We start from the raw sequence: 16,398 nt of genomic DNA on the forward strand, positions 1-16,398 counted from the left end.
ATCCATCAGTAACCGTGCAATTCCCGGGTTTTCTGATACGTGTGGTAGTCAAGCCACTCGACTACATCGTAGGGCAGATACAGTTGCATCCTGGCCCGGGAAATAGCGATGTAGACCGCACAGAGTCGCTGATCGAACGCGTAGGCGTCCTTGAACTTCACATTGGTCAATAACTCGGGGGTGAGCAACACCCGGTCGAACTCCATGCCACCCGCGTCTTGCGCCAGCATCAACAGGCAGCGCTCGTGCGGATGACCGCTCAACCTGTTCAAGCGCGTGACATCAGCCAGGTTAAAGCCTTTTTCCAGCTCGGCCTCGACCCACAGAAACGCCTCATCGAACTGGCAGGCATCCCGCACCTGCTGCCAATCGAGCATATCGATGAAAAATGGATGGGGGCCGACGTCGTTGAACTCATTGCTGTAGAAATCTGGCTTGAACAACGCGATGACCGTGTCCATGAAGTACTTGAGCGACTGCTGCGCCTCTTTGCTCGCCAGGCCAAATGCACACCGGGCTTCGCTCAGTTGGATGGCCCACTTCATGGTGTCCCAATGGGACGCCGTCAGCACCACGCAACCTTGCGGCGGTACGAAGCCCTGCGGATAAAACTCAATACCGACGTCGGCGTCCCGCGCGCCCTCGAAGAGCACTTTGCTTTTATCCGAGTGCTGGCTGATCAATGGGTTGACCAGGCGCTCGACATTGCGGCCCGAGCGTACGGAGTAGCACACGTCCGTATGGCGAACCTCACGGGCGCGCTTGACCACGCCCCCACCACTGGCCTGCTGATACTCATCCCCCAGGGTAATCAGCACCTGGCGGCCGCGCTCGATGATCTGCAGCAGCGGCGCCGGAATGTCCTGGCTCTCGTCGATGAGCACGTGGGTATAGCGCTCGGGCACCACGCAGCCCGCAAGGCTGGCGCGCTTGATCATCAACAAGGCTTCAAACCCGGTGTGGCTACCCCAGGCCGGATTCGCCTCAAGGTAGCCCCATAACCGGCTGGCGTATTCGAGCAGCGCCCGACTATCGACGCTGGACAGCGGCTGTTTGAAATGTGGCAGATGCTTGGCCGACAGGCTGTATTCCCAGGAGCGGCAGTAGGCTTCAAGCACTTTGAGGCAGACGTCCAGCACCGCCTGCCCTTCCAGGCGCCGGAAGCCAAAGATATTCAGCTCCTGGGCCAGTGCCTGCTTGCTCGGCGCTCGCACCTGCGTATTCAGCGGCTTGGGCCGCGGGCCATGCAGCAAGGCATGCGCAAACGCGTGGAAGGTATGCCCGGCCTTTCGCTCGCGAACGCCCACCATGCGGGTACGCAGGGTTTCCAGTTTTTCCGGGGTACGCGCCAGCAACAAGGTCTTTTCCGGACGCAGATGCTCCATCAAGGCCACCAGCAGGTGACTCTTGCCGATGCCCGCGTAACCTTGGACATGCAGGTCTTCATTCAGGTTGGCGCGGAAGGTTCTGACCAGCTTGTCTTGCTCGGCGCTCAACCAGCGCTCGCGGTGCCGGGGCGTGACCATCTGCTTGCTGAACGGGTCATTTGCCTTGAGGTGACGGACTTTATACTCGACGTCCCACTTGCCATCGGGCAACAGGTAATCTCGCGCCTGTACTTCCTCCGCCAGCAGAAAACGCAGCTTCAGGCTTTTGACCACGCTGAGGCCGAAGTACAGCTTCCTTTGGTCAAACAGCCGCTGTGCTTCCGACAGCAGGCACACGGTCGCCGAATGGCTGGCATCTACCGCCCAGTCAATGAGCTTGGCCAACACCTTTTCAGCGCCATTGGCGCTCAAGTCGCTTTCCGGCACCTGCGCCAGATTCTGGATCACCAGCACCGCCGCCAGCTCCGGCTCACTCAGGGCTACGAGCGCCTCTGCACCGTCGGTCCCCAACAAACCCGCACAGGTTTGATCGGTGATCGGCAAGAACACAGGGCTGGATAAATCAAAATGTTCCGAGTGCATACAGCCTCGTAGCCAGGGGAATGAGACGCTGGAGAGTATGCCACTAGTCGTGAAATGACCGTCAGGCACTGTGCAATAGCGTCACAGATGACTGGCAGGGCAATAAATTCGGATTGGAAATTGAAGAAGGGACTGCAGGAGGGAGCGTTATGGAGGCAACCCCACCAGCCACACCCCGGCACACAATGTTCCCGCTGTGGCTGCTGCCTTCCGGCTCTGACCAGGTTCACGGGTAATCGTTGCGGGGGGACCGATGGGGTCACCATAACGACGCTGGCCTCTCGGCAAGCCGCGCCATTGTACCGATCTCATCGGAAGTTACAACCGTTGGTTTCGGATTAAAAAATGAGAGGGTTCAAGTACTTGCCATAACCGTATCAGCCCTGCCGCCCTCTTCCTGGATGACCAGGTGAATAAAGTGCAACTTGGCAATCACCGCCGGCGGCAGCACGAAGGGGTAGAAATCCGGCTGGCCCATGGCGCGGGACAGCTCGTTGAGCATGCCGGCCAGTTCGATCCAGGCGTTGACGAAAGAGAGGAACGCCGGGCCGCCAGGGTGTTCGGGTTCGTACAGTGTCGTCAGGGGAAACGGCTGGTAATCCAGGTCCATCTCGCGGGCGCTCATGCCAAAGCCCAGGGCGGTATCGACGGCGTCCATCATGTGCAGGTAGTGGGCCCAGGTTTCGGCCCAGTCTTCCCAGGGGTGCATGGTGGCGTAGGCGCTCACGCAGGTTTGTTGCCAGTCCGGGCGCGGGCCGTTCTGGTAGTGCTGGTCGAGGGCTTCGGCGTAACTGGCGCGTTCGTCGCCGAATAGCGTGCGAAAAGGCCCGAGCCAATGGCTGTCAGCGATCAGGCGATCCCAATAATAGTGGCCGACCTCATGGCGAAAGTGGCCGAGCAAGGTGCGGTAAGGCTCGCGCATCTGTACGCGGACTTTTTCGCGGTGGGCGTCGTCGGCCTCCTTGATGTCGAGGGTGACCAGGCCGTTGGCATGGCCGGTGGTGGGCGCATTGCCTTCCAGGTCGATGCCGATGAAGTCGAAAGCCAGGCCAGTGTTTTCGTCGATGCTCTTGGGCACCACTTGCAGGCCCAGGCTGATCAATTGCGCCACCAGCCTGCGCTTGGCGGTTTCGACCTTGCGCCAGCGTTCGGGGTTTTCCGGGATCGACAGGTCGGGAATGGTGCGGTTCAGGCTACAGGCCACACACAGCGACGCGTTGCTGTGGGCCGGGATCAGCCAGTTGCACGCGGCCGGGGTGTCAAGGTTGGCGCAGCGACGGAAGGCTCCAGCATCAAGGTTACCGTCCGCCAGCCAGGTGTCGACGACAGGTCCGGGTTGCAGGGAGGACAGGCGGCTCTGCTGCGGCTGATAACCCAGCACCGCCTGGCAGGCCAGGCATTGGCTGTTGCGAAAGAACAGCGACTGGCCACACCGGCATTGCCACACCTTGCCGTTGCGCGAGGTGTGGGCCATGAACGGTGCGGCAATGCGCGTACTGAGTTGCTCGAAGTAGCGGAACATGGCGGGCTCTCCCTGGATGCTTGCCAATACTAGAGCATCCCTGGGGAGAGATCGTTCCACTTTCCTGTGAGGCCGGTCAGACGCTGATGTTGTGCTTGGCCAGGAAGGCCACGAAAGCCTCTTCGTCCAGCACTTTGAGACCCAGCTCACTGGCCTTGGCCAGTTTCGATCCAGCACCCGGCCCGGCCACCACGCAATGGGTTTTCGCCGAGACGGAACCGGCCACTTTGGCGCCAAGGCTTTCGAGCTTGTCCTTGGCGACATCGCGACTCATCAGCTCCAGGGAGCCGGTGAGCACCCAGGTGTGCCCGGCCTCGGGCAAGCCTTCGACAACCTTTTTCTCGCTCTGCCAGTGCATGCCGAAGTCCTTGAGCTGCTGCTCAATGGCCAGGGCGTGGCTGGCGTTGTCTGCATTATCGAAAAATTCCCGCACAGCCTTGGCCTGCTTTTCCGGCAGGGCTTGGCGCATATCCAGCCAGTCGGCGTTGATCACGCCTTCCAACGAGCCGAACTTGTCCGCAAGTTTCTGCGCAGCGCCCGGCCCGACGGAAGGCACATGCAGCTTGTCGAGCAAGCCGCCCAAAGTGGTGCTGGCAGCGAATTCGGCACTCAGGTCACCCTGATCCTGCAATTGCAGGCCGCATTCGTCCGCTGACAACAGCGCGCCAATCACTTCCTGATTGTGGCCGTCTTCAAAGAAGCTATGGATCTCATGCGCCACTTCCAACCCGACATCCGGCAAGTACGTCAGCACCTCCGGCAAAGCCTTCTGCACACGCTCAAGGGACGCCAGGGAGCGCGCCAGCACCTTGGCGGTCTCCTCGCCTACATCGGGAATACCTAGGGCATAGATAAAGCGCGCCAGGGTCGGCGTCTTGCTGCTTTCGATGGCGCTGATCAGTTTCTTGCTGGAGATATCGGCAAAGCCTTCCAGCTCGATGATCTGTTCGTACTTGAGCTTGTAGAGATCCGCCGGTGAACCAATGAGTTTTTCATCCACCAGTTGCTCGATGGTCTTGTCGCCCAGGCCGTCGATGTCCATGGCACGGCGCGAGACAAAATGGATAATCGCCTGCTTGAGCTGCGCACCACAGGCCAGGCGCCCGACACAACGGTACACCGCGCCCTCGCTGACGGTTTCCTTGCCCTTGCTGCGCTTGACCAACTGCGTGCGTTCCACATGGGAGCCGCACACCGGGCAGCTCTCGGGGATCTGCACCGCACGGGCGTTTTCCGGGCGACGCTCGGTGACCACCGAGACCACTTGCGGGATCACATCACCGGCACGGCGGATGATCACGGTGTCACCGATCATCAACCCCAGGCGTGCCACTTCGTCCATGTTGTGCAGCGTGGCATTGGACACGGTCACGCCAGCCACCTTGACCGGCTTCAAGCGCGCCACCGGCGTCACGGCGCCCGTGCGGCCGACCTGGAACTCCACGTCGAGCAGCTCGGTGAGTTCTTCCATCGCCGGGAATTTATGCGCGATAGCCCAGCGCGGTTCGCGGGCGCGGAAGCCGAGTTCACGTTGGGAGGCGATGCTGTTGACCTTGAACACCACGCCGTCGATTTCATAGCCCAGCGCATTACGCCGCTCGCCGATATCACGGTAGTAGTCCAGGCACTCCTGGATACCCTTGGCCAACTTCAGTTCGTGACTGATCGGCATGCCCCACTTCTGCAACTGCTTGAGGTTGCCGATATGGGTGTCGCTGATATCCGCGGTCACTTGGCCGATGCCATAGCAGCAGAATTCCAACGGTCGGCTGGCAGTGATCTTCGAATCCAGTTGGCGCAGGCTGCCGGCCGCAGCGTTGCGCGGGTTGGCGAAGGTCTTACCGCCGACCTCCAGTTGCGAGGCGTTCAGACGCTCGAAACCGGCCTTGGACATAAACACTTCGCCACGCACTTCCAGGGTCGCCGGCCATCCCGTGCCATGCAGCTTCAAGGGGATATTGCGTACGGTGCGCACATTCACGCTGATGTCTTCGCCCGTAGTGCCGTCACCCCGGGTGGCGCCGCGCACCAGCTCGCCATCCTGGTACAGCAGGCTGACCGCCAGGCCATCCAGCTTCGGCTCGCAGCTGTATTCCACCGCCGCGCCAGCGCCGAACAGATCGCCCACCGGCAGGTCGAGGCCCTCGATGACCCGGCGATCAAACTCGAGCATGGTGGTTTCATCAAAGGCGTTGCCCAGGCTGAGCATCGGGATCTCGTGCTTGACCTGGGTGAATGCCGACAGCGCCGCACTGCCAACCCGCTGCGTCGGTGAATCGCGCGTCACCAGCTCCGGATACTCGGCCTCCAGAGCCTTGAGCTCGTGGAACAGGCGGTCGTACTCGGCGTCCGGAATGCTCGGCTCGTCGAGCACGTGGTAGCGGTAGTTGTGCTGATCCAGTTCAGCGCGCAGTTCGAGGATGCGGGTAGGGGCGGCGGTCATGGGTGTTCTCTCATAAAGCAAAAGAGCAGCCGAAGCTGCTCAATATGTTAGTGCATGGATTCTACAGACAACGCTTAAGATCGAACCTCAGCGTTTCTGTGTCAGGGCGCGACGCTCGAACTCGACGATGCGCTGACGGTAGTGTTCGATGGTCTGGGCGGTCAGCACGCTGCGCTGATCATCCTTGAGCTCGCCGTTGAGTTCCTGGGACAGCTTGCGGGCGGCGGCCACCATCACGTCGAACGCTTGTTTCGGGTGGCGCGGGCCTGGCAGGCCGAGGAAGAAACTGACCGCCGGGGTGCTGAACAGGTCGATATCGTCCAGGTCGAAGGTGCCCGGCTTGACCGCATTGGCCATGGAGAACAGCACTTCGCCGTTACCGGCCATGCTTTCGTGACGGTGGAAAATATCCATCTCGCCGAAACGCAGGCCGCTTTCGAGGATGTTCTGCAACAGTGCCGGGCCTTTGAAGCCGGCGGCGTCGCGGCAGATCACGCTGATGACCAGGACTTCTTCGGCGGCCGGCTGATCGTTCACCGATTGGCGCGGTGCGCTCTTGGTCGGCGTCTCGTCCGGGAAATCGTCATCGCGGCTGCTGAAGCTCGGGCCGTCGTCGACGTCGAGGTTCAGGTCACCCTGATGCGGCTCGGCAACCGCTGCACTGCCACGCTTGCCACGTTTGGACGACGGCTCGCGGGCTTCACGCACCGGCGCACTCATCGACGGCAAGTCGTGCTCGTCCAGTTGCGGCTCTTTATGGGTATCCAGCACACGGGGAGGCCCCAGCAGCTCGGCACTGCCGTCGTCGTCCGGCAGGTTGGACAGGTTTCGGTCCAAGCGGAATTTGAGCTTGCCCTTGCCACCGCGCATGCGGCGCCAGCCATCAAAAAGAATACCGGCAATGACAATGATGCCGATGACGATCAGCCACTCGCGCAGACCGATTTCCATGTAATCCCGTGCCTCTAATAAAAAATGCTGAAAAATAAGGGGTTTAGCACCGTGCAAACCGCTTTAAAACGTGGCGCCAACTCTATGTTCTGACTGACGTTTTGCCCACGCATACGAAAAATTGACATTAAACTAGCACGACCAAAGATAACTTTACACCGTCTGTCAAAATGCCTTGAACAAATATGTCCATTTGCCACTTTCTTCAGACCGGTAAACCACCCTACATCGTGCCGTAAATTCTCTTTGCTGGCGTGGCTCAGGATTCGACCATCGCCATCGCTTCTTCCACGTCCACCGCTACCAATCGCGAACAACCCGGCTCGTGCATCGTGACCCCCATCAATTGATCGGCCATTTCCATGGCGATCTTGTTGTGGGTGATATAGATGAACTGCACAGTCTGGGACATCTCTTTAACCAACCGAGCGTAGCGTCCAACGTTAGCGTCATCCAGCGGCGCGTCAACTTCGTCGAGCATGCAGAACGGCGCCGGGTTCAACTTGAAGATGGCAAATACCAGGGCCAATGCAGTCAGGGCTTTTTCGCCGCCGGACAACAAATGGATGGTGCTGTTCTTCTTGCCCGGAGGCCGCGCCATGATCGTTACCCCTGTATCGAGTAGATCTTCGCCCGTCAGTTCCAAGTAAGCGCTGCCACCACCGAAAACTTTTGGGAATAACGCCTGTAAACCGCTATTAATCTGATCAAAGGTATCTTTGAAGCGGTTGCGGGTTTCCTTGTCGATCTTGCGGATCACGTTTTCCAGGGTGTCCAGGGCTTCGACCAGATCGGCGTTCTGGGCATCCAGATAACGTTTACGTTCGGACTGCTGCTGGTATTCATCAATAGCCGCGAGGTTAATCGCGCCGAGGCGTTGAATGCGCGCGGCAATCCGTTCAAGTTCCTCTTCGGCGTCCTTCTCGTTGGCCTGGGCGGTCAGGGTGTTGAGCACGCCGTGCAGGTCATAGCCGTCTTCCAGCAATTGGTCTTGCAAGGTCTTGCGGCGCACGGTGAGGGCTTGCCATTCCATGCGCTGTTGTTCGAGCTGGCCGCGGATCAACTGGGATTGCTGCTCGGCCTGGGTACGGCGTTTTTCCGCGTCGCGCAGTTCGCGGTCAGCATCTTCCAGGGCGATCTGCGCCGTCTTGAGTTCTACGTCGACAGTCATGCGCTTATCGAGCAGCTCTTCGAGCTTGAGGCGCAACTCTTCCAGCGGCGCCTCGCCCTCCTCCAGGTTGAGGCTCAGTTGCTCACGCTTTTCGGTCAGGCGTTCGGACTGCATCTCCAGGCGCTCAAGGGCCTGGCGCGTAGAGTCGTGCTGGGCGCGCAGCGAGCCGAGGCGCACCGCCAATTGGTGGGCGTGGTCCTTGTGTTGGCGGGCTTCCTGGCGCACGCGGTCGAGGCGTTCGCGCAGGCTGTCGCGCTGGGCCAGCAGCAACTCGCGCTGCTCGGTGTCCAGGGCCATGCTGTCGAGGGCTTCCTGCAATTGCAGGCGGGCTTCGCCGATTTTTTCGTGTTCCAGGGCACGCTGTTCGCCCATCTCGGCCACTTCTTCATCGAGGCGCGTGCGGCGCAAGGTCAGTTGCTCGACCTTGGCCTTGCTCGCCGACAGCTGGGCTTTCAATTCGCCCTGCTGGCGCGCTTCGTCCTGCAACAGCCGGCGCAGGTGTTCGCGGCCGGTTTCCTGCTGGCGCTGAGTGGCGCGCAGGGTTTGCAGTTCGGTTTCCAGGCTTTCGAGGGTGGCTTCGCGCTCTTCACGCTCGGCGGTCAGGTTGACGATTTCCTGGCCACGAGCAAGTACGCCGCTTTCTGCTTCACTGGCGCGGCGCACCCGCAGGAAGTGCCGGCCAACCCAAAAGCCGTCGCGACTGATCAGGCTTTGCCCGGCAGCCAGTTGACCGCGCAGGGCCAGGGCCTGCTCAAGGCTGTCCACGGGTTTGACTTGGCCGAGCCAAGGCGACAAATCAATCGCCGCCTCAACCTTGTCCAGCAGGCTGCCCGGCACGCGCGTACCGTCTGCCGCAGGGCTGAGCAAACGCAGGTCGCCCTGGGTAAAACCCGCGAGGTCAAAGCCGCCAAAATCATCCACCAACACCGCTTGCAGGTCGGCGCCGAGCACGGTTTCCACCGCCAGCTCCCAACCGGCTTCAACCTTCAAGCCTTCGGCCAGTCTCGGGCGCTCGGCCAGGTGTTGGTCGCGCAGCCATTGCGCCGTGCCGGTGCCCGGGTCGAGCGCCGCTTGCTGCAAGGCTTCCAGGGAAGCCAGCCGGCCGTTGAGCCGCTGCAGATCACCTTGAGCGGTTTGCTGTGCCTGGGTCGCCTGTTGCAATTGCTGACGCAATTGCTCCAGGCGCTCCACTTGTTGTTCTTCGCTGGCTTCCAGCTCTTCCAGCGTCATTTCGCTTTCGACCAGTTGCTCGCTCAGGTCGAGGATCGCCGCGTCTTCCGGGTCGGCGGCAAGCAATACGCGTTCTTCCTGCAGACGGCGCTGGCGCTCGGCCAGGCGTTCCATGCTGGTTTCCAGCTGCTGGATGCGTGACTGCTGCACCTCGGCCTGGCGGCGCGGCTCGGCGGATTGCAGGTTGAAGGCGTCCCACTGTTCCTGCCAGCTGTGCATGGTGGTTTCGGATTCTTCCAGGGCCGCGGCGGCTTCTTCGGCGGCGGCGCTGGTGATTTCCTGCTCCGGGGTGAGCATGTCCAGCTCTTCGCCGAGGGTCAGCAACAGGGTGCGGTCATGGCCCAGGTGCGATTCGGTTTCCAGGCGCGCGCGCTCGGCTTCTTTCAAGTCATCCTGCAACTGGCGCAAGCGCTGTTGGCCGTGCTGGATGCTCTGCTCGACCCGGGCGATATCGCCGCCCACTGAATAGAAACGCCCCTGCACCAGATTGAAGCGTTCGGACAATTCATGGTGGCCGTCACGTAGGCGTTCGATGCTGGCATCGGCGTTGCGCTGCTCGGCCACCAGCGCTTCGAAGCTGATTTCCTGGGTGCCAATGATCGCTTCGCGCTGGCCCACCTGGTCATTCAATGCCTGCCAGCGCAGGGCCGAGAGTTGCGCCTTGAGCTGGCGCTCTTCGCCCTTGTATTCCTGATACTTCTCGGCGGCCTGGGCCTGGCGGTGCAGGCGCTCCAACTGGCGCTCCAGCTCTTCGCGCAGGTCGGTCAGGCGGGCGAGGTTTTCATGGGTGCGGCGGATACGGTTTTCGGTCTCGCGACGGCGCTCCTTGTACTTGGAGATGCCGGCCGCTTCTTCGATAAAGTTACGCAGGTCTTCGGGCTTGGCTTCGATCAGCTTGGAGATCATGCCCTGTTCGATGATCGAATAACTGCGCGGGCCTAAGCCTGTGCCAAGGAAGATATCGGTGATGTCGCGACGGCGGCACTTGGTGCCGTTGAGGAAGTAGCTGTTCTGGCTGTCGCGGGTGACTTTGCGGCGAATGGAGATTTCCGCGTACGCCGCGTATTCACCGATCAGGGTGCCGTCGGAGTTGTCGAACACCAACTCGATACTGGCCTGGCTCACCGGCTTGCGGCTGGTGGAGCCGTTGAAGATGACGTCGGTCATCGACTCGCCGCGCAGGTTTTTCGCCGAGCTCTCGCCCATCACCCAGCGTACGGCGTCGATGATGTTCGACTTGCCGCAGCCATTGGGCCCCACCACCGCCGCCATGTTGCTGGGGAAGTTCACGGTGGTCGGGTCGACGAAGGATTTGAACCCCGCCAACTTGATGCACTTGAGCCGCACGCTTAGGCGTCCGCCAACGCAGCGATGACCAACGAGCTGCTGCGCTGGCAGTAGGCCGACAGCACCTGGCGGATCTGCGGCAGGTCACGGGCAAGCACCGCCGCGAGCAGTTGCTCGAACAGCGCCAGGTACTCGCCCATTTCCGCCTTGCGCTGGTCCAGGGCCAGGTAATAGGCACGGTTCATCGCCGGTTGCAGGTTCTCGACGGTTTCCTGCAAATACGGGTTGTTGGCAAAGGGATACGCGGCACGCATCACATTGAAGCTTTCTTCGACGAAGGCGCGCACGTCCTCGCGCTCGAAACTGGCCATCAGGCGTTGCTGGATCTGCAGGAATGGCGCCATGTCGGCGTGGGTCTGCCAGCCTTCGGCCACCGCATTGCCCAGCAGAATGTACATCTCGCCCATCAGCGTACACAGGCTCTGCACCTTGTGAGCAGTGAGCTCGGTGACATGGGCACCACGGCGCGGCAGGATCGCGATCAGGTGGCGGCGCTCGAGGATCAGCAAGGCTTCACGCACGGAACCACGGCTGACGTTGAGCGCCAACGTGACCTTCTGTTCCTGGATCCGTTCTCCAGGCTTGAGATCGCCGCGAATGATACGTTCGGCGAGGTGGTGAGCAATTTGCTCGGCGAGACTGTCCGGCGCCTTGAACGTCATGTTTACCCTTCAAAATCTTCTATCGGTACAAGCGCGGCAGTGTAGCGCATTGGCCCGCTGATGGCGCTACGCCCACCGCGGCGAATTTGGCATGAAATAAGCAGTGTAGTGAGGCCACACGCCGCTAGAAACGCCGGTTCGAGAAGACTGGACCATAATTGAAAGTGTTGTGACCGCAATTTCTTGACCCTTAGGTCAGAAAACCATTGACCCAAAAGTCAGACATGACTAGATTCGGCGCAAAGCGGTTAACAACAATAATGAGTCTGCGAGGCCTTCCGTGATCCAGTTTTTACTTAACCAGGAACTCCGTAGCGAGCACGCCCTGGACCCCAACCTGACCGTGCTCAACTATCTGCGTGAGCATGTGGGCAAACCCGGAACCAAGGAAGGCTGCGCCAGCGGCGACTGTGGTGCGTGCACCGTGGTGGTCGGCGAGTTGCACACCAATAATCAGGGCGCCGAGCAGATTCGCTATCGCAGCCTCAATTCCTGCCTGACCTTTGTGTCCTCGCTGCACGGCAAACAACTGATCAGCGTCGAAGACCTCAAGCATCAAGGCCAACTGCACAGCGTGCAACAGGCCATGGTCGAGTGCTATGGTTCGCAGTGCGGCTTTTGCACCCCGGGTTTCGTGATGTCGCTGTTTGCCCTGCAAAAGAACAGCGACGCCCCCGACAGTCAGAAAGCCCATGAAGCGCTGGCCGGCAACCTGTGCCGCTGCACCGGTTATCGCCCGATCCTCGCCGCCGCCGAACAAGCCTGCTGCAACAAGCCCCTGGATCAATTCGACAGCCGCCAGGCCGACACCATCGCCCGTCTCAAAGCCATCGCACCCACCCAGACCGGCGAACTCAACAGCGGCGACAAACGCTGCCTGGTGCCACTGACCGTCGCCGACCTGGCCGACCTCTACGACGCCTATCCGCAAGCCCGCCTGCTGGCCGGTGGGACCGACCTGGCACTGGAAGTCACCCAGTTCCACCGCACCCTGCCGGTGATGATCTACGTCGGCAACATAGAAGAGATGAAGCGCATCGAGCATTTCGATGACCGCCTGGAAATCGGTGCGGCCACCGCCCTCTCCGATTGCTACACCGCGCTGCACCACGAATACCCGGACTTCGGCGAACTGCTGCATCGCTTTGCCTCCCTGCAAATCCGCAACCAGGGCACCCTGGGCGGCAATATCGGCAACGCCTCGCCGATTGGTGATTCGCCGCCGCTGCTGATCGCCCTCGGTGCGCAGATCGTCCTGTGCAAAGGCGACACCCGCCGCACCCTGGCGCTGGAAGACTACTTCATCGACTACCGCGTCACTGCCCGCCAGGACAGCGAATTCATCGAGACGATCATTGTGCCCAAGGGCCACACGCTGTTCCGTGCCTACAAGGTGTCCAAGCGCCTGGACGATGATATTTCCGCTGTATGCGCAGCCTTCAACCTGAAGATTGAAAACGGTGTGATCAGCGAGGCCCGCGTTGCGTTCGGTGGCATGGCCGCCACGCCAAAACGCGCAAAAAGCTGCGAAGCCACGTTGGTCGGTGCGACCTGGAATAGCGCCACCGTCGAAAAAGCCTGCGCCGCCCTGGCCGAGGATTTCACCCCGCTGTCGGACTTCCGCGCCAGCAAGGAATACCGTTTGCTCAGCGCACAAAACCTGCTGCGCAAATACTTCATCGAACTGCAAACGCCGCACATCGAGACTCGGGTGACCGCTTATGTCTAACCATCACGCCGTGGCAAAAACCCAGGCCGAACTGGCCGATCTGTTTGCCCAGGACCTCACCTCCGGCGTCGGTCGCAGCGTCAAGCATGACAGCGCCGCCAAACACGTCAGCGGCGAAGCGCAGTACATCGATGACCGCCTGGAATTCCCCAACCAGTTGCACCTGTATGCGCGCATGTCCGACCGCGCCCACGCCCGCATCATCAGCATCGACACCACGCCCTGCTATGCCTTCGACGGCGTGCGCATCGTCATCACCCACGAAGACGTACCGGGCCTGAAAGACATCGGCCCGTTGATGCCCGGCGACCCCTTGCTGGCTATCGACACCGTGCAGTTTGTCGGCCAGGTGGTGCTGGCCGTGGCGGCCCGCGATCTTGAGACTGCGCGCAACGCGGCGATGGCGGCGGTAATCGAATATGAAGACCTCGAGCCGGTGCTGGATGTGGTCGAGGCCTTTCGCAACAAGCACTTCGTGCTCGACAGCCACACTCACCAACGCGGCGATTCTGCCGCTGCACTGGCGAGCGCCAAGCACCGAATCCAGGGCACCCTGCATATCGGCGGCCAGGAACACTTCTACCTGGAAACCCAGATTTCCTCGGTCATGCCCACCGAAGACGGCGGCATGATCGTCTACTGCTCCACGCAAAACCCTACCGAAGTGCAGAAGCTGGTGGCCGAAGTACTCGACGTGTCGATGAACAAGATCGTGGTCGACATGCGCCGCATGGGCGGTGGTTTTGGCGGCAAGGAAACCCAGGCCGCCAGCCCGGCGTGCCTGTGTGCGGTGGTGGCGCGCCTGACCGGCCAGCCGACCAAGATGCGCCTGCCACGGGTCGAAGACATGCTGATGACCGGCAAGCGCCACCCCTTCTATATCGAATACGACGTGGGCTTCGACGACAGCGGGCGCCTGCACGGGATCAACCTGGAGCTGGCGGGTAACTGCGGCTGCTCGCCAGACCTGTCCAACTCGATTGTCGACCGCGCCATGTTCCACGCCGACAACTCGTATTACCTGGGCGACGCCACCGTCAACGGCCATCGCTGCAAGACCAACACTGCGTCCAACACCGCCTACCGCGGCTTCGGCGGCCCCCAAGGCATGGTCGCCATCGAGGAAGTGATGGACGCCATTGCCCGCCACCTAGGCCAAGACCCGCTGGCAGTGCGCAAGGCCAACTACTATGGCAAGACCGAGCGCAACGTCACCCACTACTACCAGACCGTCGAGCACAACATGCTCGAGGAGATGACCGCCGAGCTGGAAGCCAGCAGCCAATACGCTGAGCGCCGCGAAGCGATCCGCTTGTACAACGCCCACAGCCCGATCCTGAAAAAGGGCCTGGCGCTGACGCCGGTGAAATTCGGTATTTCCTTTACTGCCAGCTTCCTTAACCAGGCTGGCGCGCTGATCCATATCTATACCGACGGCAGCATCCACCTGAACCACGGCGGCACCGAGATGGGCCAGGGATTGAACACCAAGGTCGCGCAAGTGGTGGCCGAAGTGTTCCAGGTGGAAATCGACCGGGTACAGATCACCGCCACCAACACTGACAAGGTGCCCAATACCTCTCCCACGGCCGCTTCCAGCGGTGCCGACCTGAACGGCAAGGCCGCACAGAACGCCGCCGAAACCATCAAGCAGCGCCTGGTGGAATTCGCCGCACGCAAGTACGACGTCAGCGAAGCAGACGTGGAATTTCGCAACGGGCATGTGCGGGTACGCGAGCAGATCCTGACCTTCGAGGCGTTGATCCAGCAGGCGTATTTCGCCCAGGTCTCACTGTCGAGCACTGGCTTCTACAAGACCCCGAAAATCTTCTACGACCGCAGCCAGGCCCGTGGTCGACCGTTCTACTACTTCGCTTTCGGCGCCGCCTGTTGCGAAGTGATCGTCGACACCCTGACCGGCGAATACAAGATGCTGCGCACCGACATCCTCCACGATGTGGGCGCCTCGCTGAACCCGGCCATCGACATCGGCCAGGTCGAAGGCGGCTTTATCCAGGGCATGGGCTGGCTGACCATGGAGGAGTTGGTGTGGAACAACAAGGGCAAGCTCATGACTAACGGCCCGGCCAGCTACAAGATACCAGCCGTGGCGGACATGCCGCTGGACCTGCGGGTGAAATTGGTGGAAAACCGCAAGAACCCGGAAGACACGGTGTTCCATTCCAAGGCGGTGGGCGAGCCGCCGTTCATGCTGGGGATTGCTTCCTGGTGTGCGATCAAGGATGCGGTGGCGAGTTTGGCTGACTATCGCCAGCAGCCGAAGATTGATGCGCCGGCGACACCGGAGCGGGTGTTGTGGGGATGTGAGCAGATGCGCCAGTTGCAAGTGGCTAAGGCTGTTGAGGCTGAAACTGAAATGGCTTCGCTCTAGACCGAGGCGCTGCCATCGGGGGCAAGCCCCCTCTCACACTTGGAATGCATTTCAAATGTGGGAGGGGCGGTGCGACGATTCGACTTGCTCCCGATGACGGCCGAACTGACAACAGAGATGTTGAGGTGAACATGAACAACTGGATCAGCACCCTCGCCACCCTGCAGAACCAGGGCGAACCCTGCGTACTGGTGACCATCATCGAAGAGCTCGGCTCTACGCCGCGCAATGCCGGTTCGAAGATGGTGATCAGCGCTGCGCACACCTTCGACACCATCGGTGGCGGGCACCTGGAATACAAGGCGATGCAGATCGCCCGCGACATGCTTGTGCGTGGTCAGCAAAACACCCATCTGGAGCGCTTCAGCCTGGGCGCCAGCCTCGGCCAGTGCTGCGGTGGCGTGACCGTGCTGCTGTTCGAACCCATGGGCCAGGTGCAGGCGCAGATCGCAGTGTTTGGCGCCGGCCACGTGGGGCGTGCGCTGGTGCCGTTGCTGGCGAGCCTGCCATGTCGGGTGCGCTGGATCGATTCGCGCGATCAGGAATTCCCGGAGAATATCCCCCAAGGCGTGCGTAAAATCGTCAGCGAAGAGCCGGTCGATGAAATCGCCGACCTGCCAGTGGGCAGTTACTGCATCGTCATGACCCACAATCACGCGCTGGACCTGGAGCTGACCGCCGCCCTGCTCAAGCGTAATGACTTCGCCTACTTCGGCTTGATCGGCTCGAAGACCAAGCGGGTGAAGTTCGAACACCGCCTGCGTGACCGCGGCTTCGACACCGCGCAGTTGCAACGCATGCGCTGCCCCATGGGCCTCACCGAGGTCAAGGGCAAGTTGCCGATGGAGATCGCCATCTCCATCGCCGGCGAAATCATCGCCACCTATAACGCCAATTTCGGCCAGCACACTGCCGGCGCCGAACCCATTGCCAAACTGCTGCCGGCTTCGCGCCGCAGCCAAGCTATCTAAGTTGAGATAA

9 protein-coding genes and 1 other RNA gene are annotated in these 16,398 nt (G+C 60.9%); 3 read left to right on the forward strand and 7 right to left on the reverse strand.

The window, feature by feature from the left end; genetic code table 11:
• Nucleotides 1-5 precede the first annotated feature (5 nt).
• From FRT59_RS25105 to FRT59_RS25135, 7 genes are all read right to left on the reverse strand, one after another.
• Entirely contained in the window at nucleotides 6-1,970 is a 1,965-nt protein-coding gene (locus FRT59_RS25105; protein WP_153872664.1) for an AAA family ATPase, read from the reverse strand.
• 159 nt (nucleotides 1,971-2,129) lie between these two features.
• Nucleotides 2,130-2,226, reverse strand: an RNA gene (gene ffs / locus FRT59_RS25110) — signal recognition particle sRNA small type.
• A gap of 99 nt (nucleotides 2,227-2,325) precedes the next feature.
• Nucleotides 2,326-3,492, reverse strand: coding sequence for a zinc-binding metallopeptidase family protein (locus FRT59_RS25115; RefSeq protein ID WP_153872665.1), 1,167 nt, complete (start codon nucleotides 3,490-3,492; stop codon nucleotides 2,326-2,328).
• Between the two features lie 76 nt (nucleotides 3,493-3,568).
• Entirely contained in the window at nucleotides 3,569-5,935 is a 2,367-nt protein-coding gene (ligA, locus tag FRT59_RS25120; RefSeq protein WP_153872666.1) for an NAD-dependent DNA ligase LigA, read from the reverse strand.
• Nucleotides 5,936-6,022: 87 nt separating this feature from the next.
• Nucleotides 6,023-6,886 carry a cell division protein ZipA gene (zipA, locus tag FRT59_RS25125; RefSeq protein WP_034119293.1) on the reverse strand — a complete coding sequence of 288 codons (864 nt, stop codon included), beginning with the start codon at nucleotides 6,884-6,886 and terminating at the stop codon, nucleotides 6,023-6,025.
• A gap of 259 nt (nucleotides 6,887-7,145) precedes the next feature.
• Entirely contained in the window at nucleotides 7,146-10,634 is a 3,489-nt protein-coding gene (smc, locus tag FRT59_RS25130) for a chromosome segregation protein SMC (RefSeq protein WP_198809654.1), read from the reverse strand.
• A 2-nt stretch (nucleotides 10,635-10,636) separates the two neighbouring features.
• A complete protein-coding gene (locus tag FRT59_RS25135; protein WP_153872668.1) occupies nucleotides 10,637-11,296 on the reverse strand; it encodes a GntR family transcriptional regulator in 660 nt (219 codons plus the stop codon).
• A 280-nt stretch (nucleotides 11,297-11,576) separates the two neighbouring features.
• On the opposite strand from FRT59_RS25135, the gene xdhA reads away from it, so the two are divergent.
• From xdhA to xdhC, 3 genes are all read left to right on the forward strand, one after another.
• A complete protein-coding gene (gene xdhA / locus FRT59_RS25140; RefSeq protein WP_198809655.1) occupies nucleotides 11,577-13,025 on the forward strand; it encodes a xanthine dehydrogenase small subunit in 1,449 nt (482 codons plus the stop codon).
• On the forward strand, nucleotides 13,018-15,417 hold the full coding sequence (gene xdhB, locus FRT59_RS25145; RefSeq protein WP_153872669.1) for a xanthine dehydrogenase molybdopterin binding subunit: 2,400 nt from the start codon (nucleotides 13,018-13,020) through the stop codon (nucleotides 15,415-15,417). Before xdhA ends, xdhB begins: the two co-directional genes overlap by 8 nt.
• A gap of 131 nt (nucleotides 15,418-15,548) precedes the next feature.
• A complete protein-coding gene (xdhC, locus tag FRT59_RS25150; RefSeq protein WP_153872670.1) occupies nucleotides 15,549-16,388 on the forward strand; it encodes a xanthine dehydrogenase accessory protein XdhC in 840 nt (279 codons plus the stop codon).
• Nucleotides 16,389-16,398 lie beyond the last annotated feature (10 nt).

Source organism: Pseudomonas haemolytica, assembly GCF_009659625.1.
Lineage (GTDB): Bacteria > Pseudomonadota > Gammaproteobacteria > Pseudomonadales > Pseudomonadaceae > Aquipseudomonas > Aquipseudomonas haemolytica.

Coding starts and splice junctions, on each gene's coding strand:
- FRT59_RS25105 (WP_153872664.1), bottom strand. CDS start 1,970: ATGCACTCGGAACATTTTGATTTATCCAGCCCTGTGTTCTTGCCGATC.
- FRT59_RS25135 (WP_153872668.1), bottom strand. CDS start 11,296: ATGACGTTCAAGGCGCCGGACAGTCTCGCCGAGCAAATTGCTCACCAC.
- xdhB (WP_153872669.1), top strand. CDS start 13,018: ATGTCTAACCATCACGCCGTGGCAAAAACCCAGGCCGAACTGGCCGAT.
- FRT59_RS25115 (WP_153872665.1), bottom strand. CDS start 3,492: ATGTTCCGCTACTTCGAGCAACTCAGTACGCGCATTGCCGCACCGTTC.
- ligA (WP_153872666.1), bottom strand. CDS start 5,935: ATGACCGCCGCCCCTACCCGCATCCTCGAACTGCGCGCTGAACTGGAT.
- zipA (WP_034119293.1), bottom strand. CDS start 6,886: ATGGAAATCGGTCTGCGCGAGTGGCTGATCGTCATCGGCATCATTGTC.
- xdhC (WP_153872670.1), top strand. CDS start 15,549: ATGAACAACTGGATCAGCACCCTCGCCACCCTGCAGAACCAGGGCGAA.